The 26,251-nt window shown below is 38.8% G+C and carries 22 protein-coding genes; 20 read left to right on the top strand and 2 right to left on the bottom strand.

Features of this window, described 5'->3' with window-relative positions; all coding sequences use genetic code 11:
• The first annotated feature begins 6 nt into the window (after window positions 1–6).
• From pheT to AC6CHJ_RS09980, 6 genes are all read left to right on the top strand, one after another.
• Window positions 7–2,412 (top strand): phenylalanine--tRNA ligase subunit beta, encoded by a 2,406-nt coding sequence (pheT, locus tag AC6CHJ_RS10005; RefSeq protein ID WP_498288308.1) that lies wholly within the window; start codon window positions 7–9, stop codon window positions 2,410–2,412.
• 510 nt (window positions 2,413–2,922) lie between these two features.
• Window positions 2,923–3,951 carry an ABC transporter ATP-binding protein gene (locus tag AC6CHJ_RS10000; protein WP_498288307.1) on the top strand — a complete coding sequence of 343 codons (1,029 nt, stop codon included), beginning with the start codon at window positions 2,923–2,925 and terminating at the stop codon, window positions 3,949–3,951.
• Entirely contained in the window at window positions 3,932–4,879 is a 948-nt protein-coding gene (locus AC6CHJ_RS09995) for an ATP-binding cassette domain-containing protein (protein ID WP_498288305.1), read from the top strand. Before AC6CHJ_RS10000 ends, AC6CHJ_RS09995 begins: the two co-directional genes overlap by 20 nt.
• Window position 4,880: 1 nt before the next feature.
• Window positions 4,881–5,843: an oligopeptide ABC transporter permease gene (gene opp4B, locus AC6CHJ_RS09990; protein WP_066788732.1), complete on the top strand. Its 963-nt coding sequence runs from the start codon at window positions 4,881–4,883 to the stop codon at window positions 5,841–5,843.
• A 28-nt stretch (window positions 5,844–5,871) separates the two neighbouring features.
• Window positions 5,872–6,780, top strand: coding sequence for an ABC transporter permease (locus AC6CHJ_RS09985; RefSeq protein ID WP_498288303.1), 909 nt, complete (start codon window positions 5,872–5,874; stop codon window positions 6,778–6,780).
• Window positions 6,781–6,793: 13 nt separating this feature from the next.
• On the top strand, window positions 6,794–8,608 hold the full coding sequence (locus AC6CHJ_RS09980) for an oligopeptide ABC transporter substrate-binding protein (RefSeq protein WP_498288301.1): 1,815 nt from the start codon (window positions 6,794–6,796) through the stop codon (window positions 8,606–8,608).
• 377 nt (window positions 8,609–8,985) lie between these two features.
• Here the strand turns inward: AC6CHJ_RS09980 and rnhC are convergent, their stop codons facing one another.
• Entirely contained in the window at window positions 8,986–9,930 is a 945-nt protein-coding gene (gene rnhC / locus AC6CHJ_RS09975) for a ribonuclease HIII (RefSeq protein WP_498288299.1), read from the bottom strand.
• 88 nt (window positions 9,931–10,018) lie between these two features.
• On the opposite strand from rnhC, the gene zapA reads away from it, so the two are divergent.
• From zapA to uvrC, 12 genes are all read left to right on the top strand, one after another.
• Window positions 10,019–10,291 carry a cell division protein ZapA gene (zapA, locus tag AC6CHJ_RS09970; RefSeq protein WP_066788715.1) on the top strand — a complete coding sequence of 91 codons (273 nt, stop codon included), beginning with the start codon at window positions 10,019–10,021 and terminating at the stop codon, window positions 10,289–10,291.
• Window positions 10,284–10,823: a CvpA family protein gene (locus AC6CHJ_RS09965; RefSeq protein ID WP_066788709.1), complete on the top strand. Its 540-nt coding sequence runs from the start codon at window positions 10,284–10,286 to the stop codon at window positions 10,821–10,823. Before zapA ends, AC6CHJ_RS09965 begins: the two co-directional genes overlap by 8 nt.
• 128 nt (window positions 10,824–10,951) lie before the next feature.
• On the top strand, window positions 10,952–12,655 hold the full coding sequence (gene polX, locus AC6CHJ_RS09960) for a DNA polymerase/3'-5' exonuclease PolX (RefSeq protein WP_498288297.1): 1,704 nt from the start codon (window positions 10,952–10,954) through the stop codon (window positions 12,653–12,655).
• A 14-nt stretch (window positions 12,656–12,669) separates the two neighbouring features.
• Window positions 12,670–15,036, top strand: a complete 2,367-nt coding sequence (locus AC6CHJ_RS09955) for an endonuclease MutS2 (protein WP_147195913.1) — start codon at window positions 12,670–12,672, stop codon at window positions 15,034–15,036.
• Window positions 15,037–15,052: 16 nt separating this feature from the next.
• The gene (locus AC6CHJ_RS09950; RefSeq protein WP_066788703.1) at window positions 15,053–15,466 is read left to right on the top strand and encodes a DUF350 domain-containing protein; all 414 of its coding nucleotides are present in this window, start codon (window positions 15,053–15,055) and stop codon (window positions 15,464–15,466) included.
• Window positions 15,467–15,738: 272 nt separating this feature from the next.
• A complete protein-coding gene (locus AC6CHJ_RS09945) occupies window positions 15,739–17,421 on the top strand; it encodes an AMP-binding protein (RefSeq protein WP_147195911.1) in 1,683 nt (560 codons plus the stop codon).
• Window positions 17,422–17,512: 91 nt separating this feature from the next.
• A complete protein-coding gene (gene fadR / locus AC6CHJ_RS09940; RefSeq protein ID WP_066788700.1) occupies window positions 17,513–18,097 on the top strand; it encodes a fatty acid metabolism transcriptional regulator FadR in 585 nt (194 codons plus the stop codon).
• A gap of 60 nt (window positions 18,098–18,157) precedes the next feature.
• Window positions 18,158–18,931 (top strand): enoyl-CoA hydratase, encoded by a 774-nt coding sequence (locus AC6CHJ_RS09935; RefSeq protein WP_249774552.1) that lies wholly within the window; start codon window positions 18,158–18,160, stop codon window positions 18,929–18,931.
• 21 nt (window positions 18,932–18,952) lie between these two features.
• Complete coding sequence (locus AC6CHJ_RS09930) at window positions 18,953–19,726, top strand: electron transfer flavoprotein subunit beta/FixA family protein (protein ID WP_066788698.1); 774 nt, start codon at window positions 18,953–18,955, stop codon at window positions 19,724–19,726.
• A gap of 30 nt (window positions 19,727–19,756) precedes the next feature.
• A complete protein-coding gene (locus tag AC6CHJ_RS09925; protein ID WP_066788695.1) occupies window positions 19,757–20,734 on the top strand; it encodes an electron transfer flavoprotein subunit alpha/FixB family protein in 978 nt (325 codons plus the stop codon).
• Window positions 20,735–20,894: 160 nt separating this feature from the next.
• A complete protein-coding gene (trxA, locus tag AC6CHJ_RS09920; protein ID WP_066788693.1) occupies window positions 20,895–21,209 on the top strand; it encodes a thioredoxin in 315 nt (104 codons plus the stop codon).
• Between the two features lie 67 nt (window positions 21,210–21,276).
• Window positions 21,277–23,076, top strand: coding sequence for an excinuclease ABC subunit UvrC (gene uvrC, locus AC6CHJ_RS09915; protein WP_249774550.1), 1,800 nt, complete (start codon window positions 21,277–21,279; stop codon window positions 23,074–23,076).
• Window positions 23,077–23,131: 55 nt separating this feature from the next.
• Here uvrC and AC6CHJ_RS09910 read toward each other — a convergent pair whose 3' ends face one another.
• Window positions 23,132–23,554 carry a DUF2507 domain-containing protein gene (locus AC6CHJ_RS09910; protein ID WP_066788683.1) on the bottom strand — a complete coding sequence of 141 codons (423 nt, stop codon included), beginning with the start codon at window positions 23,552–23,554 and terminating at the stop codon, window positions 23,132–23,134.
• 274 nt (window positions 23,555–23,828) lie between these two features.
• Between AC6CHJ_RS09910 and AC6CHJ_RS09905 the strand changes: the two genes are divergently transcribed.
• Together AC6CHJ_RS09905 and sdhA are read left to right on the top strand one after the other, a co-directional pair.
• The gene (locus AC6CHJ_RS09905; protein WP_066788680.1) at window positions 23,829–24,437 is read left to right on the top strand and encodes a succinate dehydrogenase cytochrome b558 subunit; all 609 of its coding nucleotides are present in this window, start codon (window positions 23,829–23,831) and stop codon (window positions 24,435–24,437) included.
• A gap of 61 nt (window positions 24,438–24,498) precedes the next feature.
• Window positions 24,499–26,250, top strand: coding sequence for a succinate dehydrogenase flavoprotein subunit (gene sdhA, locus AC6CHJ_RS09900; RefSeq protein ID WP_066788678.1), 1,752 nt, complete (start codon window positions 24,499–24,501; stop codon window positions 26,248–26,250).
• Window position 26,251 lies beyond the last annotated feature (1 nt).

The raw sequence follows: 26,251 nt of genomic DNA, 5'->3' as shown, positions 1-26,251 counted from the left end.
AGAGAGATGTATGTATCACTAAAATGGCTATCACAATATGTGAATCTTCAAGAGTTAAGTCCAGAAGAAATAGCAGAGAAAATTACCCGTTCAGGGATTGAAGTAGAAGGTGTCCACCATTTATCAGAGGGCTTAAAGAAACTGATGGTGGGAGAAATTAAAGAGAAAGTAAAACACCCAGATTCTGACCATTTGAATATTTGCCAAGTAGACTTCGGTGAGATTGAATTATCACAGATTGTCTGCGGGGCACCTAATGTAGAAGAAGGACAAAAAATTGTAGCAGTTCGTCCAAATGGCTATGTCGGCGGCAAGAAAATCAAAAAAGGTAAGCTTCGCGGTGAAGTGTCCAACGGCATGATTTGCTCATTGCAAGAGTTAGGGATGGACAGCAAAGTAGTACCGAAAAAATACGCAGATGGAATATTTGTATTGCCTGAAGACACGCCAGTTGGAATGGATGCAATCGAAGCGTTAAGCCTGGATGATGTCGTACTAGAATTAGGTCTTACACCAAACCGTTCTGATGCCATGAGCATGCTTGGGGTTGCTTATGAAGTGGCTGCTATCCTATCAGAAGAAATCAATCTGCCGGAGCCGACATACACAGCTTCTAATGAAAAAGCTTCTGATGTTTTAAAGGTAAGCGTTGAAGCGAAAGAACAAAATCCTATGTATACTGCAAAAGTAGTGAAGAACGTCAAAGTTGGTGAATCGCCATTATGGCTTCAAGAACGTTTAATGGCAGCAGGCGTACGTCCGTTAAATAATGTAGTGGATATTACAAACTATGTGTTAATGGAATATGGCCAACCACTTCACGCATTCGACTATGACGCACTTGGTACAGGTGAAATACTTGTTCGCTTAGCAAACGATGGTGAAAAAATTACAACACTTGATGGCCAAGAACGCGAATTAACAAAAGAGAACTTAGTCATTACAAATGGTAAAGAAGCTGTAGCAGTTGCAGGTGTTATGGGCGGTTTAGATTCTGAAGTAACCGATACTACAACAACTGTTGTTATTGAATCTGCATATTTTGAAGGTCAATCAATCCGTCAAACAGCAAAATCACTTGGATTAAGAAGTGAAGCAAGTGCTCGATATGAAAAAGGCATTGATCCAAATCGTGTCATCCCAGCAGCTGAACGTGCGGCACAATTGTTAGCAGAGCTAGCAGGTGGAGAGGTATTGGAAGGCACTGTAATGGTAGATGAATTAGAAAAAGAACCAACACGTGTCGTGGTGTCTCCTGACTTTGTGAATGCACGCTTAGGAATGAAAATTTCACTAAACGAAATGGTTTCTATTTTAAAACGTTTAAAATTCACTGTTGAAACAGCAAATGGACTTCTATTTATTGATGTGCCGACACGCCGTCAAGACGTTAAAATTGAAGAAGATGTTGTGGAAGAAATCGCTCGGTTATATGGGTACGATGAAATTCCAGCTACTCTTCCAGTTGATGAAGGAAAATCTGGCGGATTAACGCATTATCAAGCGAAAAGACGAATTGTCCACCATCTAATGCAAGGTATTGGCCTTGAGCAAGCATTAACTTATTCGTTAACATCTGATGATCTTTCACAAAAATATGCAATAGAAACGGCGCAAACTACACGTTTATTAATGCCAATGAGTGAGGAAAGAAGCACGCTGCGACAAAGTATCTTACCACATCTTATTGAGGCTGTGACGTATAATGTGTCGCGTCAACAAGATACCGTAGCATTGTATGAAATTGGTTCAGTCTTTTTAGGGCAAACGGAAGAAGGCCTGCCACATGAAGAGGAACATATCGCCATTGCTTTAACAGGCGATTGGCTTAACCATAAATGGCAAGGCGAAAACAAAAAAGTAGATTTCTTTGTACTAAAAGGAATTTTAGAAGCGATGTTTGTGAAATTGGATATTGAAGGAAGAATTTCTTTAGAAACTGCTGTTATCGATGGAATGCATCCTGGACGTACAGCAAAAGTGCTTTTAGATAACAAGTCTATCGGTTTCCTTGGACAAATGCATCCATCTGAGCAAAAAGCACAAGGCATTAAAGAAACTTATGTAGCTGAATTGAATATAGAGGCTCTTCTCCATACAATCATTGAGCCGTTAAAATATGTGCCAGTTCCACGTTTCCCATCCGTTTCACGCGACATTGCACTAGTTGTTAATTCAGCTGCAAAAGCGGGAGATTTGGAAGAGATTATTCGACGTGCAGGAGGAGATCTGTTAAAAGATATCCATGTGTTTGACTTGTACGAAGGAGATAAAATGGAGGCGGGTAAAAAATCACTTGCCTTTACATTGACGTACCAAACTCCTGAGCGTACATTAACAGACGAAGAAGTGGTAGGCGCACATGACCAAGTATTGAAAGAGCTAACTGAAGCAGGTGCAGAAATCCGCTAATTATTTAAACACAAGCAAAGTATTTCTTTGCTTGTGTTTTTTTAAAAAAGAAAATTTATCACTTTAAAGTAGAAGAGAGTATGGAAGAATTTTTAAAAAGTAGTTTTTAAAATAAAATCCCTATGCTATAATATTAAAAAAGTTATCTGACTAAATAAAAATTTTGGACTATTCAATTATAAGGGATATATGATTCTTGAATACATATTGAATTTCTGATTTTAGTTAGTTGTATTAAATAATATAGTTATATAAATCGGAGTGATGTTTGGACGAACTGAATTGAAAAGAAGTTGTTAGCATATGAATGTAATACGGGATAAATTTAACTTAAATTTAAAAAGTGTAAACGAATTGTAAAAATATATAGACAAATTAGAAATATATGATATATTAGTAAAAATAAGAAATTTAGAGTGTCGAAATATCTGAGTAGAAACCTAACGTTTTTTTAAATTAAATTATTAGAATTTTCATTCCTTACTTACTATTTAGAAAGGAGTATATATTATGAAATCGAAGAATGATATTTTAAATATAAAAAATTTACATACTAGTTTTAGAATCAAAGATCATTATTATCATGCGGTAGAAGATATATCGCTTACACTAAAGGAGAATGAAGTGTTAGCCATTGTAGGAGAATCAGGTTGCGGGAAAAGTACACTCGCTACTTCAATCGTTGGCCTTCACCCACCAGGTAATACAAAAGTGACTGGTGAAATTCTCTATAAAGGAAAAAACTTAGTAGAGTTTAAGGAAGATGAGCTTAATAAAATTAGAGGAAATGATATCGGTTTTATCTTCCAAGATCCTTTGGCAGCTTTAAATCCTTTAATGAAAATCGGTGAACAAATTGCTGAAACATTAAAATATCATACGAAGCTTGATGAAAATAAACGCAAAGAGCGTGTATTAGAATTGTTAGATCAGGTTGGTATTGTCAATCCAGCACGCGTAGCGAATCAATTTCCTCATCAGCTTTCAGGAGGAATGAGACAGCGTGTGGTAATTGCCATTGCGATTGCTTGCAAACCGAAAATTATGGTTGCGGATGAACCTACAACTGCATTAGATGTAACGATTCAAGCTCAGATTCTCGATTTGCTGAATGATTTACAAGAAGAGACAGATGCAGGGATTGTCCTCATCACGCATGACTTAGGGGTAGTCGCAGAGGTGGCAGATCGAGTAGCTGTTATGTATGCTGGCCAGATTGTTGAATTAGCAACAGTAACCGAGTTATTTAGAAATCCACTACATCCTTATACAAGGTCATTATTAAACTCGATACCGCAAGCAGACAGTGACAACGATCGTTTAGAAGTAATCCAAGGCATGGTGCCAACATTGACGAAAATGCCGCGTAAGGGTTGCCGATTTGCACCCCGTGTACCATGGATTGATGAAACAAAGCATGAAGAGAACCCAGCATTGCACGAAATTTCTAAGGATCACTTTGTAAGGTGCACTTGCTGGAAGGACTTCCATTTTGAACATCAAGAAGGAGGACTGCAACATGAGCTTCATGCAAATTAAAGATTTAAATGTACATTATCCAATTCGCGGAGGTTTTTTCAATACAGTGGTTGACCATGTATACGCGGTGGACGGTGTATCAATGGAATTTGAAAAGGGTAAAACATACGGCCTTGTTGGCGAATCTGGTTCTGGGAAATCGACAACAGGAAAGGCAATCATTGGTCTTGAAAAAATTACATCTGGTCAAATTATTTACGAGGGCCAAAATGTGACCAATCAACGTCGCAAAAGGAATAGCGCATACAATCGCGATATCCAGATGATTTTCCAAGATTCCACTTCTGCCATGAATCCGAGAAAAAGAATTCAAGAGATTTTGGCAGAGCCTATCCGGAATTTTATGAAAGTATCTCCACAAGAAGAAAAGCGCCGTATTATTGAATTGCTTGAAATTGTCGGCATGTCTGAAGAGGCCTTGCTTAAATATCCACATGAATTCTCAGGTGGTCAAAAACAACGTCTAGGCATTGCGCGAGCTGTCGCTTGCAATCCCAAAATGATAATTGCTGATGAACCGGTATCAGCACTGGACTTATCTGTACAAGCCCAAGTACTAAACTTTATGAAAGATATTCAAAATGAATTCGGGCTTAGCTACTTATTTATCTCTCATGATTTAGGTGTTGTCCGCCATATGTGCGACCATATCTCAATTATGTATAAAGGTAGATTCGTAGAAAGCGGCACGAGAAAAGAGATTTACTCTAACCCGCAACACGTCTATACAAATCGTCTACTTTCCGCTATTCCGAACATAGAACCAGAAACAAGAGACGAACGTAAAGTAAAACGCCGAGCAGTCGAAGCAGCTTATAAAGCAGATTCACATAAATATTTTGATGAAAACGGTAAAGTGTACCCATTAAAGGACCTCTCACAAACGCATAAGGTTGCCATGATGGGTGCAGAGAGAGGAGGAATGTAGTATGTGGAAAACAATTGTACGTCGCGTACTTGTCATGATTCCTCAACTATTTGTATTAAGTCTACTTATTTTTGGTTTAGCAAAATTAATGCCGGGTGATCCGTTCACTGGTATGATTACTCCGCAAACCGACCCTAATGTTATAGAAGAATTAAGAGAAAAGGCAGGGTTGAACGATCCCTGGTATGTTCAATATTATCATTGGATTGTCAATGCTTTCCACGGTGATTTTGGTGATAGTTACGCATTCAAAGATAGTGTATCAAGCTTAATTGGCGAACGTGCACTAAATACATTTTGGCTTTCATTATTTACTGTTCTCTTGGTGTATTTGATTGCAATTCCACTTGGTATTTATGCAGGACGCTTTCAAAATTCGCTTTTTGATAAAGGAACAGTCTTATACAGCTTTGTAACGTATGCGATTCCAACATTTGTGCTTGGATTGCTCATTCTTTTCTTCTTCGGGTACAAACTGGATTGGTTCCCAACAAGTGGATCAGTTGATGTGAAATATGACGCTGGCACATGGGGTTATTTCATGAGCAAGTTGTATCATCTCATCTTACCGGGCTTTACCGGAGCTATTTTAGGAACGACAAGTGTTATTCAATATCTCCGTTCAGAGGTCATTGATGCGAAAACACAAGATTATGTAAAAACAGCCCGTAGTAAAGGTGTGCCAATGAAGAAAATTTATTCAAAACATATTTTCCGAAACTCACTTTTACCGATTGCAGCATTTCTTGGCTTTACAATAACTGGTTTATTGGGTGGCTCTATCTTTATTGAAACAATTTTTGGTTATCCAGGTATGGGACAGCTCTTTATAGAATCGTTGGGACAACGTGATTACTCTGTAATTACAGCATTGGTTATGTTATTTGGTTTCCTTTCATTGTTAGGGAGTCTTTTATCGGACATTATTATGAGTATTGTTGATCCTCGAATTCGTATTGAGTAAAAAATTGTTGGAAGATAGGTGAAAAGATATGGTAAATGTACAAGACCACACAATAACTGAGGCTAAAGAAAGTATGCCTGCAACAGGTTTTCAAGTCGTATTTCGTGAGTTTTTAAAAGATAAACTAGCTACGATTTCTTTAGTATTTTTACTTATTATTATTTTCGGTGCATTTATTTGGGCACCATTTGTTGATAAAGAAGCATTAATGCAAATTAATTTAAGAACGATCTTTATGGAACCGGGCGAGGGAGGCTTCTTTCTTGGTACCGACCAAGGTGGAAGTGATGTTCTGGGACAATTGGTAATTGGGACTCGAAACTCATTATTTATCGCGTTTTCCATTACAGCTATTACAATGGTAATCGGTGTATTACTAGGACTGATAGCAGGATATTATGGTGGTTTAATCGATAATATTATCATGCGTGTTACAGACTTCGTTATCACATTGCCAATGCTAATGTTGATTATTGTTTTCGTTACAATTGTGCCAAAATACAATCAATTTACATTTGTACTTATACTGAGTGCCTTCTATTGGGTAGGTACTGCGAGGCTGATTCGGAGTAAGGTGCTTTCTGAAGCACGAAGAGACTATGTCAACGCATCAAAAACAATGGGTACGAGAGATTTTTCAATCATGCTCAAAGGGATATTGCCTAATATAAGCTCCCTTTTAATCGTTGAACTAGTCTTAAACTTAGCTGGAAATGTAGGGATTGAAACAGGTCTATCTTATTTAGGCTTTGGTTTGCCTCCAAATGTGCCGAGTTTAGGTACGCTAGTGGGGTATGCAAGTAATCCAGATGTCATTTCCAATAGATGGTGGGTATGGTTACCCGCATCATTATTAATTTTAATACTGATGCTGGCAATAAATTATGTTGGACAGGCATTCCGCCGTGCAGCAGATTCAAAACAAAGATTAGGTTAAGGGAGGAAATTAGATGAAGAAGAGAAGTAGATTGTTACTCACTGTTCTTGCAGCATTAATGCTTGTTTTAGCAGCGTGTAGCGGCAACGGTGACACGAGCAAAGACAATGGCAAGGATTCAGGTGGCAAAACACCAGAAAAAGTGGATACAAGCAAGTTCCCGCTTGCTCCTGAGAACAACGATGAAGCAATCAAAGGTGGTACATTAAAGGTTGGTTTACAATCTGATGGTCCGTTTAAAGGTATGTTCCTTTATGAATTATATGAAGATGCTTATGACGATGAAATCCTAAGATATACTTCCAATACTTTGTTCCCAACAAAAGAAGACTTTTTACTTGATGACGATGGTCTTGGAAAATTATCCGTTGATGAAAAAGCAAAAAAAGCAACGATTACAATCCAGAAGGATGTAAAATGGTCTGATGGTGAGCCATTCACTGCAGATGATGTCATTTATCCGTATTTAATTATCGGGAATAAAGATTATACTGGTGTACGTTATGATGCTAACTTCCAAAACATTGTAGGTGCAAAAGAATACCATGCTGGCAAAGCAAAAGATATCTCTGGTATCAAAAAAGTTGATGATCACACTGTTGAGATTTCATTCAACAAAATTTCTCCGGCAATCTACTCTGGTGGAGACGGACTATGGGGCTATGCAGCACCTAAGCACCAATTAAAAGATATAGCTATTAAAGATTTGCAAAAATCTGATGCTGTACGTAAAAACCCAGTTACACTAGGTGCATTTGTTATCAACAAAATCGTTAAAGGCGAATCTGTTGAGATGGTTGCGAATAAGAACTACTGGAAAGGTCAACCGAAGATTGACAAAGTAGTTATTTCTACTGTTTCTTCAGCAACTGCTGCTGAAGCACTTAAAACAGGTAAATTCGACGTGTTAGCGCCAAACTACCCTGCAAATGACTACAGTGCAATTAAGGATTTAAACAACATCACAGTATTAGGTCGTCCAGAGCTAGCATACTCTTACATTGGTTTTAAACAAGGTAAATGGGATTCTAAAAAAGGTGAAGTTGTAGTAGATGAAAACGCGAAACTTTCAGATCCTAACTTGCGTAAAGCAATCGCTTACGGCATGGACGTTGAAACAGTAGCAGATCAATATTATGAAGGCTTGCGTTCACGCGGAAACTCTTTAATTCCGCCAGTATTCTCAGCATACTATGATGATACTTTAGAAGGGTATAAATACGATCCTGAAAAAGCGAAAAAAATCTTAGATGATGCTGGCTACAAAGATAAGGATAATGACGGTTACCGCGAAGATAAAGACGGTAAACCATTAACAATCAACTTAGCAGGGATGGCTGGTTCTGATAAAGATAACAAAATCGTTCAGTACTATATTCAAAACTGGAAAGAAGTCGGCCTGAAAGTAGAATTAACAACTGGTCGTCTAATCGAATTCAACGCATTCTACGATAAAGTAAAAGCAGATGATAAAGATATCGATATGTATATGGCTGCATGGGGTACAGGTACAGATCCATCTCCAATCGGTCTTTACTCTAAAAAAGCTTCATTTAACTATGCTCGCTGGACTACACCTGAGCTAGAAAAACAATTAGAAGCAATCGATTCAAAAGAAGCATTGGATAATGATTATCGTGCAAAAGCATTCCGTAAATGGCAAGAAACAATGTATGAAGACGCTGTAACAGTACCAACTTACTTCAGAACTGAGCTAATTCCAGTAAATAAACGTGTGAAAAACTGGTCAATTGATTACTTGGATGATTATACTGATCGTTTAGCAGAAATTGAGTTAACTGCTGACGAACCAATTAAAAACCAATAATAAAAAAGAATGACCAGTCATTTAATGGCTGGTCATTCCTTTGTTTAAGACGAAGATATATTTACATTTTATATGGTTCATCCTTTAAATTTTCAATACTCGCAAAGTAGGTTGTAACTCCTGTTTTGTGAGCATTTCCTTACTATAGCCTTTTATAAATGGTTATTCAGTTATCACTTCAAAATATTGAATTCAATATTGTTCTATTTGTTGGTGAAACGTTCCATATCTATACGAAAGGTGTTTAAGAAGAATGAGATGAAGAAAGGTAAGAAAAGAATGTGGACCATAGATAAACCCAACGAATGATTATGTTTGGTCGACTTAATCATTCGCGGAGATTTATGTATGGTTTTTATTTGACTTTTGACCTTAATTTAAAGAGGACGCGATTTTGATGCAATTCGAGAGGCCTTGCCAGTATTAGCAAAATGCCATTTTGTAATATTATTCAGTGCTTCCTCACCTTGCGCGAGCAAAATTTGTGCTGCTACTTCATCAACCTTAGGTCCAGCACCTTTTGGTAAAGTAGTACCTACTAGCTTGCTCAATTTGTCCATTTCATTTAAAAAAGCACATCTAGCGAGAATAGAGGCGGCTGCTACTGCTACGTGTAGCTGTTCCGCTTTTGTGGCAAATAAAACCTGGTCTCTAACAACTTCTTTATCGCCATTTAAGTAATTATAGTAGGTATTTCTCTCTGCGAATTGGTCTATTAAAATATGATCTGGTTTATCAGGTGCTATTTTTTGAAGTAGCTTCAATAATGCTTGATTATGAAGTTTTGCCTTCATCTTTCCTTGAGACATGCCTGAAGCTTGCATGGCATTGTATTTTGGATTTCGAAGAATTAGGACGTGATGGTGCAGGCTTGCTTTTAAATCCGGCGCGATTTTTCGCATGTAGTCATCCGTCAGCATTTTGGAATCTTTTACACCAAGTTCTTTGACAAGTTGGATGCGTTCTTTTGGTACATACACAGCAGCCACAGTTATAGGTCCAAAATAGTCCCCTGTACCTGTTTCATCTGATCCTACTACCGATAAATCGGCAAAATTTGGAGGCAACAAATCACCTTTTGATGTCGTCTTCTTTACAGATGAGGCTGGATCTATGCCACCCTGGCTCCATTTTTCTGCTTCACGATCTCCGCCGTTGCCCTGAAACATTACTTTACCTGAGCGATAGACAGTAATCGCACAATCTGGCATCTTGGCTGCGAAAATAACGCCAGGGGCCTTTCGTTCGACCATATGGCGAGAGTAAGTGCTCATGACTTCTTTCTGTACTGTAGCGTTGAGGTTTAATACAATAGTAGACATTTTATCAAATTCCCTTCTTCTCTATGAATTCACAACATAGACACTTCATGGTATTATAAGAAATAGGACTAAAAAGGAGGTTTCGGCTTTGTCAGAGCAAAGTAAAAATCGAGTTTCAGTTGAAATATATGGCCATATCTATCACATGGCTGGAACAGAAACAAAAGAACATATGCGCTCTGTAGCGGATACTGTTGACCAAAAAATGCGCGAAATAAAGCAGGCAAACATCAGCCTCGACAGTGCCAAATTAGCCGTCCTCACTGCTTGCAATGCAGTCAATGATTATTTAAAATTAAAAAATCAAGTGGAATTGCTTGAAACAGAATTGAAAAAATTAAAGGATGACGTGAATGGTTGATTTAATCATAATTATATTATTGCTTGCTGGATTAATAAATGGAGCTAGAAAAGGCTTTGTGCTTCAGCTAATCCAAATGGCGGGCTTTTTGGTTGCTGTACTCGTTGCATACTTTTATTATAAACCGCTTGCGGAGAAATTGGTGCTATGGATTCCATATCCTTCCGTTAGTGAAAATAGTACATTAAAGTTTGCGGTAGAGCAATTAAACATAAGCCAAACTTTCTATCAGTTGTTAGCATTCGCCTTGATTTTCTTCGTGGTGAAATTTGCTATACAAATCATTGCATCACTGTTTGATTTCTTGCGATACATACCAGTACTTGGCGGATTGAATCGGTTATTAGGTGGTGTATTAGGCTTTATAGAAGCATATTTGCTAATCTTTATCGTGCTATATGTATTTGCATTGCTGCCACTCGACCGTATACAGAACTACATCGAAAAATCTATCTTAACAAAGTTAATCCTTGAGTACACACCGATCATATCGAAGGCATTTCAGCATATGTGGTTCGTTTATATGAAATAAAGGGTAGGAACTTTCCATGGGGAGCGCTCTTTATCCAACTGAATGTGAGTGTATCCATCGGGATAAATCAAATAAGGCTTCTCTCTGCAGCAAGGGAGAGGTCTTTTGTATATATCAGGAGGGATTATATGAATAAAAAAAATATTATCTATACATTAGAACAAATTGCGCTTTATCTTGAATTAAAAGGTGAAAATCCATTTAAAATTGCAGCATTTCGTAAAGCTGCACAAGCATTAGAGACCGATACAAGAAGTATGAGTGAGATCGATGACATAACTGCTATCAAGGGAATCGGCAAAGGAACTGCGGCTGTCATTACAGATTTGCTTGAAAATGGACGTTCCGCAGTACTGCTAGAATTGCAAAATGAAATTCCTAAAGGGTTGCCACCATTATTAAAGCTACCTGGGCTTGGTGGGAAAAAGATAGCGAAGTTATACAAAGAGCTTGGTGTTGATTCTGCGGAAAGTTTGCGGGTAGCATGTGAAGAAGGAAAAGTAGCTGCTCTTTCTGGCTTTGGTAAAAAAACGCAAGATAAAATAATGAAAGAACTAGAAAGTTTTGGCGAAAAAGCAGAAACGCATCCTATTTGGCTTTTGGATGAGCTAGTTACACAACTCAATGTATTGCTGGAGGAAATACAAGAAATTGATGAATTTTCTGTTGCAGGCAGTTTTCGTCGTGTGAAGGAACAAAGTAAAGATATTGATTTCATTATCGCTACTGAGAATCCGGCCGCTGTGAAAGAAGCGTTGCTTTCAAAGTTAAGCTATCAAGAAATCATAGCTTCTGGAGACACAAAAATCTCGGTAGAGCTACAAACTGAAGGAATACAAGTGGATTTCCGCCTTGTTTCCAATGAAGAATATGCAACAGCTCTTCATCATTTTACAGGATCCAAAGACCATAATGTTCGCATGCGCCAAATCGCCAAAGAGCATGGGGAGAAAATCAGTGAATACGGAATTGAACAGCAAGACGGGAGAGTCTTGACATTTGATTCCGAAACGGCGTTTTTCGCTCATTATAATCTTCCTTTTATTCCGCCAACAGTGCGTATGGGCGGCAAGGAATTTGACCGATTAGATCAAATACCTGATTTAATAAAGCTTAGTGATATACAAGCAGATTTGCATATGCATACAACTTGGTCAGACGGCGCTTATGCAGTTCATGAAATGGGACAAGCGTTGATTGATAAAGGCTACCAATATGGTGTGATAACAGACCATTCTCAATATTTAAAAGTGGCGAATGGTCTGACGCCAGAACGACTAAAATTGCAACGTAAAGAAATTCAACAATTCAATAGAGAACACCCTGAATTTACCCTATTAGCTGGGACGGAGATGGACATTTTGCCTGACGGGTCACTTGATTTTGATGACGAAGTAATGTCAGATCTTGATTTTGTGATAGCTTCCATCCACTCAAGCTTCAGCCAACCACAGGAAAAAATTATGGAGCGTCTTCATGCTGCGTTAAAAAATCCGCACGTCGATATGATTGCTCATCCTACAGGGCGAATCATCGGCAAAAGAGACGGTTATAACCCAGATGTGCCCCAATTGATTGCGTGGGCGAAAGAATATGGTAAAATTTTAGAGTTAAATGCTAATCCGTATCGATTGGATTTATGCATGGAGCATTTAGAAATGGCAGCTCGTGCTGGTGTACCGATTGCCATTAATACAGATGCTCATGCAATTGACCAATTACGCTTTATGGAAGTTGGCACAAAATACGCCCAAAAAGCTTGGCTGAAAAAAGAAAACATTGTTAATACATGGTCACTGAAAGACTTTATGACTTATTTACAGAAAAAATAGGAGGTGTACTTTTAGTGATAGGAACACGAGCACTAAAAACACTAGAGTTTGATAAAGTGCGGGCTCAAGTTGCGACTTACTGCACGTCATCTCTTGGAAATCATGCTATTAGCGAGCTGGCTCCAGAAACAGAGTTTGATCGTGTTAAAGCACTTTTAGATGAAATGGATGAGGGACTTTCCATTTTGCGTATCAAAGCGAACGTACCGCTTGGCGGCATTTTTGATATCCGTCCTCATGCTAAACGCGCTCAAATAGGCGGCATGCTGAGCCCTCAAGAATTAATGGAAATCTCAAGTACTATTCGTGCGAGCCGCATTTTCCGAGAATTTATTGAAGATATAGAGGAAGAGGGGGATATTCAAATCCCCCATTTTAGCCAAAAGAAAAGTGAAATTCCAATTTTGACTGGACTTCAACATGAAATCAATTCATGTATTGATGACAATGCGGCAGTCATGGATTCTGCAAGTTCTGAGCTTCGCAGCATTCGTCAACAGCTTCGTGCCCAAGAAGGCAGAGTTAGAGAAAAATTGGCAAGCTTGACGCGCGGGAGCAATGCATCAAAAATGCTGTCTGACTCGATCGTGACAATTCGAAACGATAGATTCGTTCTTCCTGTTAAGCAAGAATATCGCTCACATTATGGCGGCATTGTCCATGACCAATCTGCATCAGGGCAAACATTATATATCGAGCCAGAAGCAGTTGTTCAAGCCAATAATGAGATCCATCGCTTAAAAGCAAAAGAAAAAGTGGAAATTCAAAAAATCTTAATCCATCTTTCTGCTCTTGTACAAGAGGTAGCACATGAACTTTTCGGATTGGTTCGCCTTCTCGGCGAGATTGATGCTATCTTAGCTAAGGCAAAGTATGGACAAGCGAACAAATGTACCATGCCAGTGATGAATAATGATGGTTATATCAAATTAACAAAAGCTCGGCATCCTCTATTGCCAATCGAAAGTGCTGTTGCCAATGATATCGAATTTGGCAGTGATATAACAGCTATTGTTATAACAGGCCCAAATACAGGTGGTAAAACGGTTACATTAAAAACTGTGGGCTTATGCACATTAATGGCTCAAGCGGGTATCCCGGTCCCTGCTCTTGATGGTTCAGAGCTCGCTGTGTTTACACAATTATTTGCAGACATTGGTGATGAGCAATCAATTGAACAAAGTTTATCTACTTTTTCGAGTCATATGGTCAATATAGTTGAAATCTTAAAAGAGTTTGACGATCAATCGCTTGTACTATTTGACGAATTAGGAGCAGGAACAGATCCTCAAGAAGGAGCTGCCCTGGCTATTTCCATTTTAGATGAAGTTCATGGAAGAGGTGCTCGCGTTATGGCCACCACTCACTATCCTGAATTAAAGGCGTATGGTTACAATCGTCCTGGGGTTGTGAATGCTAGCGTCGAATTTAATGTAGAAACGCTTAGCCCAACATATAAATTGTTGATTGGTGTGCCTGGTCGTAGTAATGCCTTCGAAATTTCTACTAGGCTTGGTTTGCCTGAAAACATTATAGAGAACGCAAAAGCATATACAGGCACAGACCGCCATGAAGTGGATGCCATGATCGCCTCGTTGGAAGAAAGCCGTCGCAAAGCAGAGGCTGACGCTGAACGCTCTCACCACTTGATGGTAGAAGCGGAAGCATTGCAAAAAGATCTCGACGAAAAGCTAAGAGAGTATGAAGAAACAAAAGAAGAGCTAGTTAAAAAGGCGAAAGAAAAAGCACGCAAATTAGTAGAAGAGGCTAAAAGGGAAGCGGAAGAAGTCATCGGTGAGCTTCACAAAATGCAAATTAACGCGAATAAAGCGATTAAAGAGCATGAAATCATTGATGCCAGAAAACGCCTTGAAGAAGCAGCTCCTAAGGAAAACCGTGTCTTAAAGAAACAGCGTCAAGTAAATGCGCGCGCAGTTAATTTGCAAAAAGGTGATGAAGTAAAAGTAATTAGCTATGGCCAAAAAGGGACATTAATTGAACAGGTGTCAGACCATCAATGGATAGTCCAATTGGGTATTCTGAAGATGAAGATTGACACATCCGATTTAGAATATGTAAAACCTGAAAAAACGAAGGAATCCGTAAACGTATCTGCAGTCCGTAATCGAGATTCCAATGTCAAATTAGAACTTGACTTGCGTGGTGAGCGCTATGAAGACGCAATGATGCGCACTGAAAAATATTTAGATGATGCCATGTTGTCAAACTATCCTAGGGTATCTATCATTCATGGCAAGGGAACAGGGGCTTTACGGCAAGGGATCCAAGCTCTTTTAAAACGTCATAGAGGCGTCAAAAGCTACCGTTTTGGTGAAGCTGGCGAGGGTGGTTATGGCGTCACGGTTGTCGAATTAAAATAGCAAATGAGGGGAATTCATGCTACTGAATAGTTTTTGGCACCACCCAATGGTCCAAACTGCGGGTTACTTTAGTCTTGTTGTACTGTGCCTTGTCATCGCAATGGCCATTTTTGAACTTGTGACAAAATATAAGAATTGGCAAGAAATCAAAAACGGCAATATGGCGGTGGCATTAGCTACAGGAGGGAAAATATTGGGGGTTTGCAATATTTTCCGCTATTCCATCGAGCGGCACACATCGCTCCTTGCCATGATTGGCTGGGGAATGTTTGGTTTTGTTTTATTGATTTTCGCATATATTCTTTATGAATTTCTTACGCCTACGTTTAAAATCGACCATGAGATCGAACAGGACAATCGCTCAGTTGGCTTTATATCCTTTACCATCTCAGTAGGTTTATCATTCGTTATAGGCGCAAGCATTTCATAGTAGTTTAGGAGTCTGGAATGGAAAAATTAGCAAAAGTCTTAATGGTAGTCTGCCTATTATTTATTCTTACAGGGATTATTTATCTTTTCTTGCATTAAACGAAGTAGAACCAAGTATACAGAGCTTGGTTCTTTTTTTATAAACTATGTTCGATTTATATAATAATCTTCTATTCTCTAAAGAAAAAATGAATAATAATTGAAAGCGCTCTCGCATTAAATTATAATTAAAGTTAGAAATATTCTAATTAATAAGAATAGGGGGCATTTCGTGTGACGGAAAAGATTTGGCTAAAGAATTATCCTCCTGACATACCTGCAAGATTAGCGTATGAAGAAATTCCTTTACAAGAATATTTAACAAGAGCAGCTGAGAAATCGCCAACGAAGATTGCCATACATTTCTTAGGAAAAGAATTAACGTATCAAGAACTGTACGAATCATCCTTAAAATTTGCGAATTATTTACGAAAGATTGGCATTGAAAAAGGGGATAGGGTAGCAGTAATGCTCCCAAATTGCCCGCAAAACGTCATTTCTTATTTTGGTATTTTGTATGCAGGGGGTATTGTGGTACAGACGAATCCGCTCTATACAGAAAGAGAAATAGAATATCAATTAAAAGATTCAGGTGCCAAGGCTATTGTTTCACTGGATATCCTTTATCCACGCATTATGAAAGTGTGGAAAGAAACGGATTTAGAAAATATGATTATTACCGCTGTAAAAGACTATTTGCCGTTTCCTAAAAACATGATCTATCCATTTATTCAAAAAAGGGATACTGGCTTTACCGTGTCAGTACAGCATAGCGGCTCCAACCATCTTTTCGCTGAAATCATAAAAATCGGTGAATTGAATCCCGTTAAGTTGGATTTTGACTTTACAGAAGATGTAGCATTATTGCAATATACTGGGGGGACTACAGGATTTCCGAAAGGCGTGATGTTAACGCATCAGAATCTTGCATCAAATGTCCAAATGTGTAGGGCATGGATGACGAAAACTGTTCCGGGAGAAGAAATCATTATGGGTGTTTTGCCATTCTTCCATGTTTACGGTATGACAACTGTCTTGCTTTTAACAGTCATGAATGGCGATCGAATGGTCTTAATGCCAAAGTTTAATGCGAAAGATACATTGAAAACAATACAAAAACAAAAACCAACGCTCTTCCCAGGTGCGCCTACTCTCTATATTGGTTTGCTCAATCATCCTGAGCTAACCAAATTTGATTTATCATCCATTAAAGCTTGTATTAGCGGCTCTGCACCGCTGCCTGTAGAAGTTCAAGAAAAGTTTGAACATATAACGGGCGGCAAATTAGTGGAAGGCTATGGTTTAACCGAATCCTCACCGGTTACTCATGCTAATTTTATTTGGGGTGGCAAACGTGTAAAAGGATCGATCGGTGTACCTTGGCCAGATACAGATGCCATGATCTTTAAAATGGGAACGACAGAAGCTGCAGAAATAAGAGAAGTGGGTGAAATTGCAGTTAAAGGTCCTCAAGTAATGAAGGGCTATTGGAATCGGCCGGAAGATACTGATATGACGCTTATTGATGGATGGCTTCTTACGGGAGATATAGGCTATATGGATGAAGAAGGCTATTTCTATGTAGTAGACCGCAAGAAAGACATCATTATTGCTGGCGGCTTTAATATCTATCCTCGGGAAGTTGAGGAAGTACTATATGAGCATGAAGCTGTGCAAGAATGTGTGGTTCTTGGAGTACCGGATCCTTATCGTGGAGAGACGGTAAAGGCTTTTATTGTATTAAAGGATGGCTACAAAGCAACAGAAGAAGAGCTTAATAAGTATTGTCGAGCGAAGTTAGCTTCATTTAAGGTTCCAAGAATATATGAATTCCGTTCAGAATTGCCTAAAACAGCTGTAGGGAAAATTTTAAGAAGAACACTTTTGGATGAAGAAAAAACACAAGTTACGCAATGACTCTTTCTTGACAATCCGCGCGATTGAATATAATATGAAAATATGAATGAATAGTCATTCATATTTTTATAATTACGCGGTGGTGATTGATTTGAAGAAAGACAAACCAAAATACAGACAAATTATTGATGCTGCTGTCATAGTGATTGCGGAAAACGGTTATCACCAAGCGCAAGTTTCCAAGATTGCTAAGCAGGCAGGCGTTGCAGATGGAACAATTTATTTATACTTTAAGAACAAAGAAGATATCCTCATTTCTGTTTTCAGTGAAAAGATGTCTGTCTTTGTGGAAAATTTAAAAGTAATTATTCAAGAAAGCATAACAGCCCAGGAAATGTTGGCAAGGATGATAGAAGGGCATTTTAAGGTTTTATCGGAAGATCATCATTTGGCAGTAGTTACGCAATTAGAGCTACGCCAATCCAACAAAGACTTACGCCTCAAAATTAACCACATATTAAAAGAGTATCTAGACTTGCTGGATGATATATTGCAAAGGGGTATCCAAGCAGGTGAATTTATAGAAGATATGGATTTGCGGTTAGTTAGGCAAGTAATTTTCGGTACAGTTGATGAGGTGTCCACAACATGGGTCATGAAAGATCAAAAATATGACCTTGTTGAAATGGCGCCACGGGTACATGAAATTTTGTTAAAGGGCATTCAGACACAATAAACAGAGGCAAAATACACTATTTTGCCACATACATAGGGAAAACAAAGGAGGATTTGGAGAATGCAATATCTAAGTTATAAGGTGGAAGAAGGCGTTGCGGTTACCGCAATTAATCGACCGCCAGCAAACGCGCTCTCCCGGGGGTTAATTGAAGAGGTAGACGAGCTTCTCAATGCAGTTGAAAATGATGCAAGTGTACGTGTCATCTTGCTGCATGGAGAAGGTAGATTCTTTTCGGCTGGAGCTGATATTAAGGAATTTACAGAAGTATCTTCCGGCGAAGAATTTCAAACGATGTCAGCGAGAGGGCAAGAAGTCTTTGAAAGACTTGAAAATTTCTCGAAGCCTGTGATTGCAGCAATACATGGTGCAGCACTAGGCGGTGGTTTAGAGCTTGCGATGAGCTGTCATTTCCGCTATGTGAGCGATACGGCTAAGCTAGGATTGCCAGAGCTACAACTTGGGTTAATTCCTGGTTTTGGTGGTACGCAACGCTTGCCTAGATATGTAGGGGCAGCAAAAGCAGCTGAAATGATGTTCACTAGCAATCCAATTACTGGAGAAGAAGCAGTGAAATGGGGCTTAGCGAATCTGGCATTTTCAGAAGAGCAATTACTAGAAGAGTCGCTTAAAACTGCAAAGAAAATAGCGAAGAAGAGCCCAATTGCTTTAAAAGTGGCCATTGAAATGTTGCAATTTTCTAAAACCGCTCAATTTTATGAAGGCGTCCAAAAAGAGGCGGAAGGGTTTGCGCATATCTTCACCACACAAGACGCTAAAGAGGGAATCGCTGCATTCATCGAAAAAAGGGAACCTGTTTTTAAGGGACAATAAAAGTATTAGGGGGTAAGTACTATGAATATTTATGTATTAGTAAAAAGAACTTTTGACACAGAGGAAAAGATTGTTTTAAATGGTGGAGCAATTCAAGAAGATGGGGCAGAATTCATCATCAATCCGTATGATGAATATGCAATTGAAGAAGCAATCCAAGTACGCGATGCACAAGGCGGAGAAGTTACAGTCGTAACAATTGGTGGAGAAGATGCTGAAAAACAACTTCGTACAGCTCTTGCAATGGGTGCAGATAAAGCTGTGTTAATTAATACAGAGGATGACGTAGAAGATTTAGATCAATATTCTGTCGCACATATTTTAGCTGAATACTTAAAAGACAAAGACGCTGACCTTATTTTAGGTGGTAATGTAGCAATTGATGGTGGATCAGGACAAGTAGGGCCACGTCTAGCTGAACTTCTTGGCATTAACTATGTAACTACTATTACAAATCTTGAGATTGATAGCGACACAGTCAAAATTGTACGTGATGTTGAAGGAGATTCAGAAGTCATCGAAACATCATTGCCATTATTAGTTACAGCGCAACAAGGTTTGAACGAACCACGCTATCCTTCTTTGCCTGGAATTATGAAGGCAAAGAAAAAACCTCTAGAAGAATTAGAATTAGATGATTTAGATATTGATGAAGATGATGTAGAAGCAAAAACAGAAACAGTCGAAATCTTCTTACCTGCCGAAAAAGAAGCGGGTCGTGTCTTGCAAGGTGAATTAAAAGACCAAGTAAAAGAACTAGTTCAACTACTTCATACAGAAGCAAAAGTAATCTAAGCTACGATTTATTGCGGAGGAGGAAAACATATGTCAAAAAAAGTATTAGTATTAGGCGAAGTACGTGAAGGATCTTTAAGAAATGTTTCATTTGAAGCGATTGCAGCAGGGAAAACAATTGCGGATGGTGGAGAAGTTGTAGGCGTTTTAATCGGCGACTCAGTAGAAAACGTGAGTGCTGAAATGATTCAGTATGGCGCTGATCGTGTTATTACTGTGGAACACCCTCATCTAAAACAATATACTTCAGATGGTTTCAGCCAAGCGTTTATGGCTTGTGTAGATGCTGAACAACCGGAAGCGATTGTTTTTGGCCATACGGCACTAGGTAAGGATTTATCGCCAAAAATTGCAAGTAAATTACAAAGCGGCTTAATCTCTGATGTAACTAAAATCGAAGGAGAAGGCGAAGACGCTGTATTTATCCGCCCGATCTACTCTGGTAAAGCATTTGAGAAAGTAAAAGTTAAAGAAGGCGTCCTATTTATAACAATTCGTCCAAACAATATTGCTCCATTAGAAAAAGATGAATCTCGCACTGGGGAAGTTTCAAGCCAAGCAGTAGATATCACAAATTTGCGTACAGTAATCAAAGAAGTGGTACGCAAAGCATCTGAGGGCGTAGACTTATCGGAAGCGAAAGTCATTATTGCAGGCGGACGCGGTGTAAAGAGTGAAGAAGGCTTTAAGCCATTGCAGGAGCTTGCTACACTATTAGGAGGAGCAGTTGGTGCTTCACGTGGTGCTTGTGATGCTGATTACTGTGATTATTCATTGCAAATCGGCCAAACAGGTAAGGTTGTAACACCAGATTTATATATTGCATGCGGTATCTCAGGTGCAATTCAACATCTTGCTGGGATGTCAAACTCTAAAATTATCGTAGCAATCAATAAAGATCCAGAAGCAAATATCTTCAAAGTAGCAGATTACGGTATTGTAGGCGACTTGTTCGAAGTGGTGCCAATGCTAATTGAAGAATTTAAAACGATTTTAGTGAATGCATAATAAGTTGAAAGCTCTGCCACGAAGCAGAGCTTTTCTTTTAAAATGGAAGTGTAACAGAAATTAAATAAAGACCAAGTGAAATAAATGAGCAGAATTTTCGCTTTGTCTAGTTTCTTTATGCTACACTACCGATACATACCATTTAAGGAGGAAATGTAACATGGCAATTGTACATTCAACAGACGCAACATTCTCAAATGATATTTCAAAAGGTTTAGTTTTAGTAGACTTCTGGGCAACATGGTGCGGACCTTGTAAAATGATCGCTCCTGTTTTAGAAGAATTGGACCAAGAATTAAATGACAAAGCAACAATTGTAAAAGTGGATGTTGACCAAAACCAAGAAACTGCTAGCCAATTTGGTATTATGTCAATCCCAACACTTGTTTTATTTAAAGACGGTCAACCGGTTGATAAAACTGTTGGGTTCCAACCAAAAGAAGCATTAGCGGAATTAATCAACAAACACGCTTAATTCTTCTGTTCTATAAACAAACCCGGGTCCTACTCTTAGGCACCCGGTTTTTTTTAGAGGTGATACAATGAATGATTTAATTAAACAAAAACTAGCTATTTTACCTGACCAGCCAGGCTGTTATTTAATGAAGGACAGGCAAGGGACCATAATCTATGTAGGTAAGGCAAAAGTATTGAAAAATCGAGTTCGTTCGTACTTTACAGGTTCTCATAATGGTAAAACGCAACGACTTGTAAGTGAGATTGAAGACTTTGAGTATATTGTTACTTCCTCCAATAAAGAAGCTTTTATTTTAGAGTTAAATCTAATTAAATTGCACGATCCTAAATATAACATTATGTTAAAGGACGATAAAACCTATCCATATATTAAAATAACCAATGAAAAAAATCCGCGCTTGCTAATCGTAAGAAAGGTGAAAAAGGACAAGGGTAAGTATTTTGGCCCCTATCCTAATGCTTATGCAGCTACTGAGACAAAGAAGCTGCTGGATCGTCTTTATCCCTATCGAAAGTGCCAAAATATGCCTAACCGTGTTTGTCTGTACTATCACTTAGGACAATGCCTAGCACCTTGTGTAAAGGATATCGAAAAAGAGACATATCGGCAGATGACTGCTGAAATCACTAATTTTTTGAACGGTGGGCATAATGCAGTAAAAAAAGACCTAGAGCAAAAAATGATTGCTGCTTCTGAGAAATTGGATTTTGAGCGTGCGAAAGAATATCGAGATCAAATCGCCCATATTGAAGCGGTAATGGAAAAACAAAAAATCACAACTAATGATTTTACAAACCGTGATGTTTTTGGCTTTGCTGTTGATAAAGGCTGGATCTGTGTTCAAGTCTTCTTTGTAAGACAGGGCAAGCTGATAGAAAGAGATGTTTCCCTTTTTCCGACATATGGAGAGCCTGAGGAAGAATTCTTAACATTTGTAGGTCAATTCTATGAAAAGAATGAGCATATTCAACCGAAAGAAGTCTTACTGCCTAAGGGTGTGGATGGAGATATACTTCAAGAAGTGCTAGAGGCAAAAGTACTGATTCCTCAAAAAGGAAAGAAAAAAGAGTTGGTTGATTTGGCATCTAAGAATGCGCAAATTGCTATCAGTGAAAAATTCCAGCTGATTGAAAGGCAAGAACAACGAACAATTGGTGCATGTGAGGAACTTGGCAATGCAATGAATATCACAATCCCATTACGCATTGAAGCATTTGATAACTCTCATATTTTTGGAGCCGATACTGTATCCGCCATGGTTGTGTTTATTGATGGTAAGCCGAATAAAAAAGAATACCGCAAATTCAAGATTCAAAGTGCAAACGCCCATGATGATTATGGTGCAATGAAAGAAGTAATCCGTAGACGATACTCACGTGTTTTGAAAGAGGGTTTGCCGCTGCCGGATTTGCTTGTTACAGACGGAGGCAAAGGGCAAATGGAGATAGCCAGAAGCATATTAGAGGATGAGCTAGGTTTAGATATTCCAATTGCAGGTCTTGCAAAGGATGATAAACACCAAACTTCCCAATTGCTTTACGGCAATCCGCCTGAAATCATTCCGCTAAAGCGTACAAGCGAGGCTTTCTATCTATTGCAGCGTATCCAAGATGAAGTACACCGATTCGCTATTACCTTCCATCGGTCATTGCATGAGAAAAATGCCATTACTTCTATCTTAGATGAAATTCCTGGTGTCGGGCCCAAAAGGAAACAACAATTATTGAAACACTTTGGCTCGATTAAAAAGATTAAAGAAGCTGATATTGAAGCTTTTCGGGAAGCAAAGGTACCTGAGAAACTAGCACAGGTGATCGTAGACTTTTTTGCTGAGAAAGAGAAATCCTTAAATAACAAAAAGTAGATAAGCGAGCTTATCTACTTTTTTAATAGTACTTATTAATGTTAGAGATCTGTAATCATCCCTCAATAGGATCTTTTAAATCCCATTTAATGTGAAATTTAACATGGCTTTGTTTGGGTTTGATTTCTTCCGCACATTCTGTAAGGAAGCCACATGCTTGTTGTTGGCTTTGGGCTAAGAATCCTGCTTCAAGACGGAAACAACGTTGGTTGAACTTTAAGTGTTCATCTGTGCCTGCCAATGTACAAAATGCTTCATCCTTTGACAGCTTGTCGATTGTCAAGTCACCCCAGCCTGCTTCTTTAAAAAAGACCGGAACTTGGTCTAAATCTGTCGCTGGGAACTTACGGGCCAACTCTTTTCCGCACCAGTAAAGAATATCTTCTTCATTTTTCCCCAAAATAGAGGAAAGTACATGGTCACGGATGAGTTCATAGCCAAACTGAGTGACTTCTTCTTTATTTGTTTCGGTAGGCATGGCAATTCCTTCTTTCTTATATTTTTTAACGGTTTTTTGATTAAAAAGAAGCCTTGGTTATAGAAGAGAAATTATGTATCTTTTCTAGAATAATATGTCTTATCGCAACATTTGAAAATAGCTTTGTTACCTTGACGCTTATGAGGGATGAGAGTACAATAAACTTGTCATAATATTGTACCATTATGAAACAAGCAGTCAATAGAATGTCCGTTACAATCTAGTGGCGAAAAATTGACAGTCTTCGTTTCCAGTACTGAGGGGGGTAACAGTCTTGTCGAAAGATCGAGAGTTTTATTGGCGTCGTCTGCATTCTCTTCTTGGAATCATTCCAGTAGGGATTTTTGTGACGCAACACTTGTTAGTAAACTTCCAAGCTACAAACGGTGAAGAATCATTCAACAAAGCTAGTGATTTCATGGGGAATCTTCCATTCTTATGGTTCCTAGAGTGGTTCATAATTTACATTCCATTAATGTTCCATGCATTCTATGGTGTGTACATTGCGTTCACTGCTAAACCAAATAACCAACGTTTTGGCACATTCCGTAACTGGATGTTCATGTTACAACGTATTACAGGGGTTATCCTAGTAATCTTTATTGCATGGCATATCTTCCAAACACGTATTCAAAAGGCGCTTGGCACAGAAGTAGACTATGATATGATGGTAAAAGTACTATCTAACCCATTCATGGTAGCATTCTATGCATTAGGTATTATTTCAGCTACATTCCACTTAGCGAATGGTATTTGGTCATTCTTAGTAAGCTGGGGAATTACACAGTCTCCAAGATCTCAACGAATTGCAACTTATATCACAATGATTTTCTTTGTAGTGTTATCTGTAATCGGCATTTCAGCTCTATTTGCATTTGCATAAGATGATAGACTGATAGACGTGAAAGCGCTTGATTACTATTTGAACGAGGAGTGAGAAAAACATGGCTAAAAGCAAATTGATCGTCGTTGGTGGCGGTTTGGCCGGCTTAATGGCTACTATGAAAGCTGCCGAAATGGGCACTGAAGTTGAATTATTCTCGTTAGTTCCGGTAAAACGCTCACACTCTGTTTGTGCGCAAGGCGGAATTAATGGTGCCGTTAATACAAAAGGTGAAGGTGACTCACCTTGGATTCACTTTGATGATACAGTGTATGGTGGGGACTTCTTAGCAAACCAACCACCTGTAAAAGCAATGTGTGACGCTGCACCTGGCATTATCCACTTATTTGACCGTATGGGCGTTATGTTTAACCGTACCCCAGAAGGTTTACTAGATTTCCGACGTTTCGGCGGTACACAACATCACCGTACAGCATTTGCTGGTGCGACTACTGGTCAACAACTTCTTTACGCACTTGATGAACAAGTTCGTCGTTGGGAAGTAGAAGGACTAGTGACTAAGTATGAAGGCTGGGAATTCCTTGGCTTAGTTCTTGATGATGAAGGAGTTTGTAAAGGTATTAAAGCACAAGACCTTACTACACACGAAATCAGAGCATTCCGTTCTGACGCTGTAATCATGGCTAGTGGTGGTCCTGGTATCATCTTCGGTAAATCAACAAACTCAATGATCAACACAGGTTCTGCTGCATCTATCGTTTACCAACAAGGCGCAAAATACGCTAACGGTGAAATGATTCAAATTCACCCAACAGCAATCCCAGGCGATGACAAATTACGTCTAATGTCTGAATCTGCTCGTGGTGAAGGCGGTCGTATCTGGACTTATAAAGACGGTAAACCTTGGTACTTCTTAGAAGAAAAATATCCTGCATACGGAAACTTAGTACCACGTGATATTGCAACACGTGAAATCTTCGACGTATGTATTAATCAAAAATTAGGTGTTAACGGAGAAAATGTTGTATACCTTGACCTTTCTCACAAAGACCCTCATGAATTAGATGTTAAACTTGGCGGCATCATCGAAATTTATCAAAAATTCGTTGGTGATGACCCACATAAAGTACCGATGAAAATTTTCCCTGCTGTTCACTATTCAATGGGCGGATTATGGGTAGATTACGATCAACATACAACTATTCCTGGCGTATTTGCAGCTGGTGAATGTGATTACTCTCAACACGGTGCAAACCGTCTTGGCGCGAACTCACTATTATCTGCTATTTATGGCGGTAGCGTAGCTGGTCCAAATGCAGTTGAGTACATCCGTGGACTTGACAAACATGTTGAAGACCTACCATCTTCTCTATTTGATAGCGCAGTAAAAGAAGAACAAGAGAAATGGGATGAAGTACTTCGTCTAGATGGTACTGAAAATGCTTACTTACTTCACAAAGAACTTGGAGAAGTAATGACAGAAAACGTAACAGTTGTTCGTTACAACGACAAGCTTGAAAAAACTCTTGTGAAATTGCAAGAACTAAAAGAACGTTATAACAACATTAATATTAACGATACATCTAAATGGTCAAACCAAGGTGTTCAATTCACTCGCCAATTGAAAAACATGCTTGCACTTGCAAATGTTATTACAAAAGGTGCTTTGCTTCGTGACGAATCACGTGGGGCTCACTATAAACCTGATTTCCCTACTCGTGATGATGCAAACTTCCTTAAAACAACAATTGCTGAATTCACGCCTTCATTTGATCCAAAAATTAGCTACGAAGAAGTTGATGTTTCACTAATCAAACCTCGCGAACGTAACTATGCGAAAGGAAGTCACTAAT

This window comes from Rummeliibacillus sp. GQ308, from assembly GCF_059759115.1.
The sequence above is the reverse complement of the archived record's forward strand: the minus strand, read 5'-3'. Positions and strand labels throughout refer to the sequence as shown.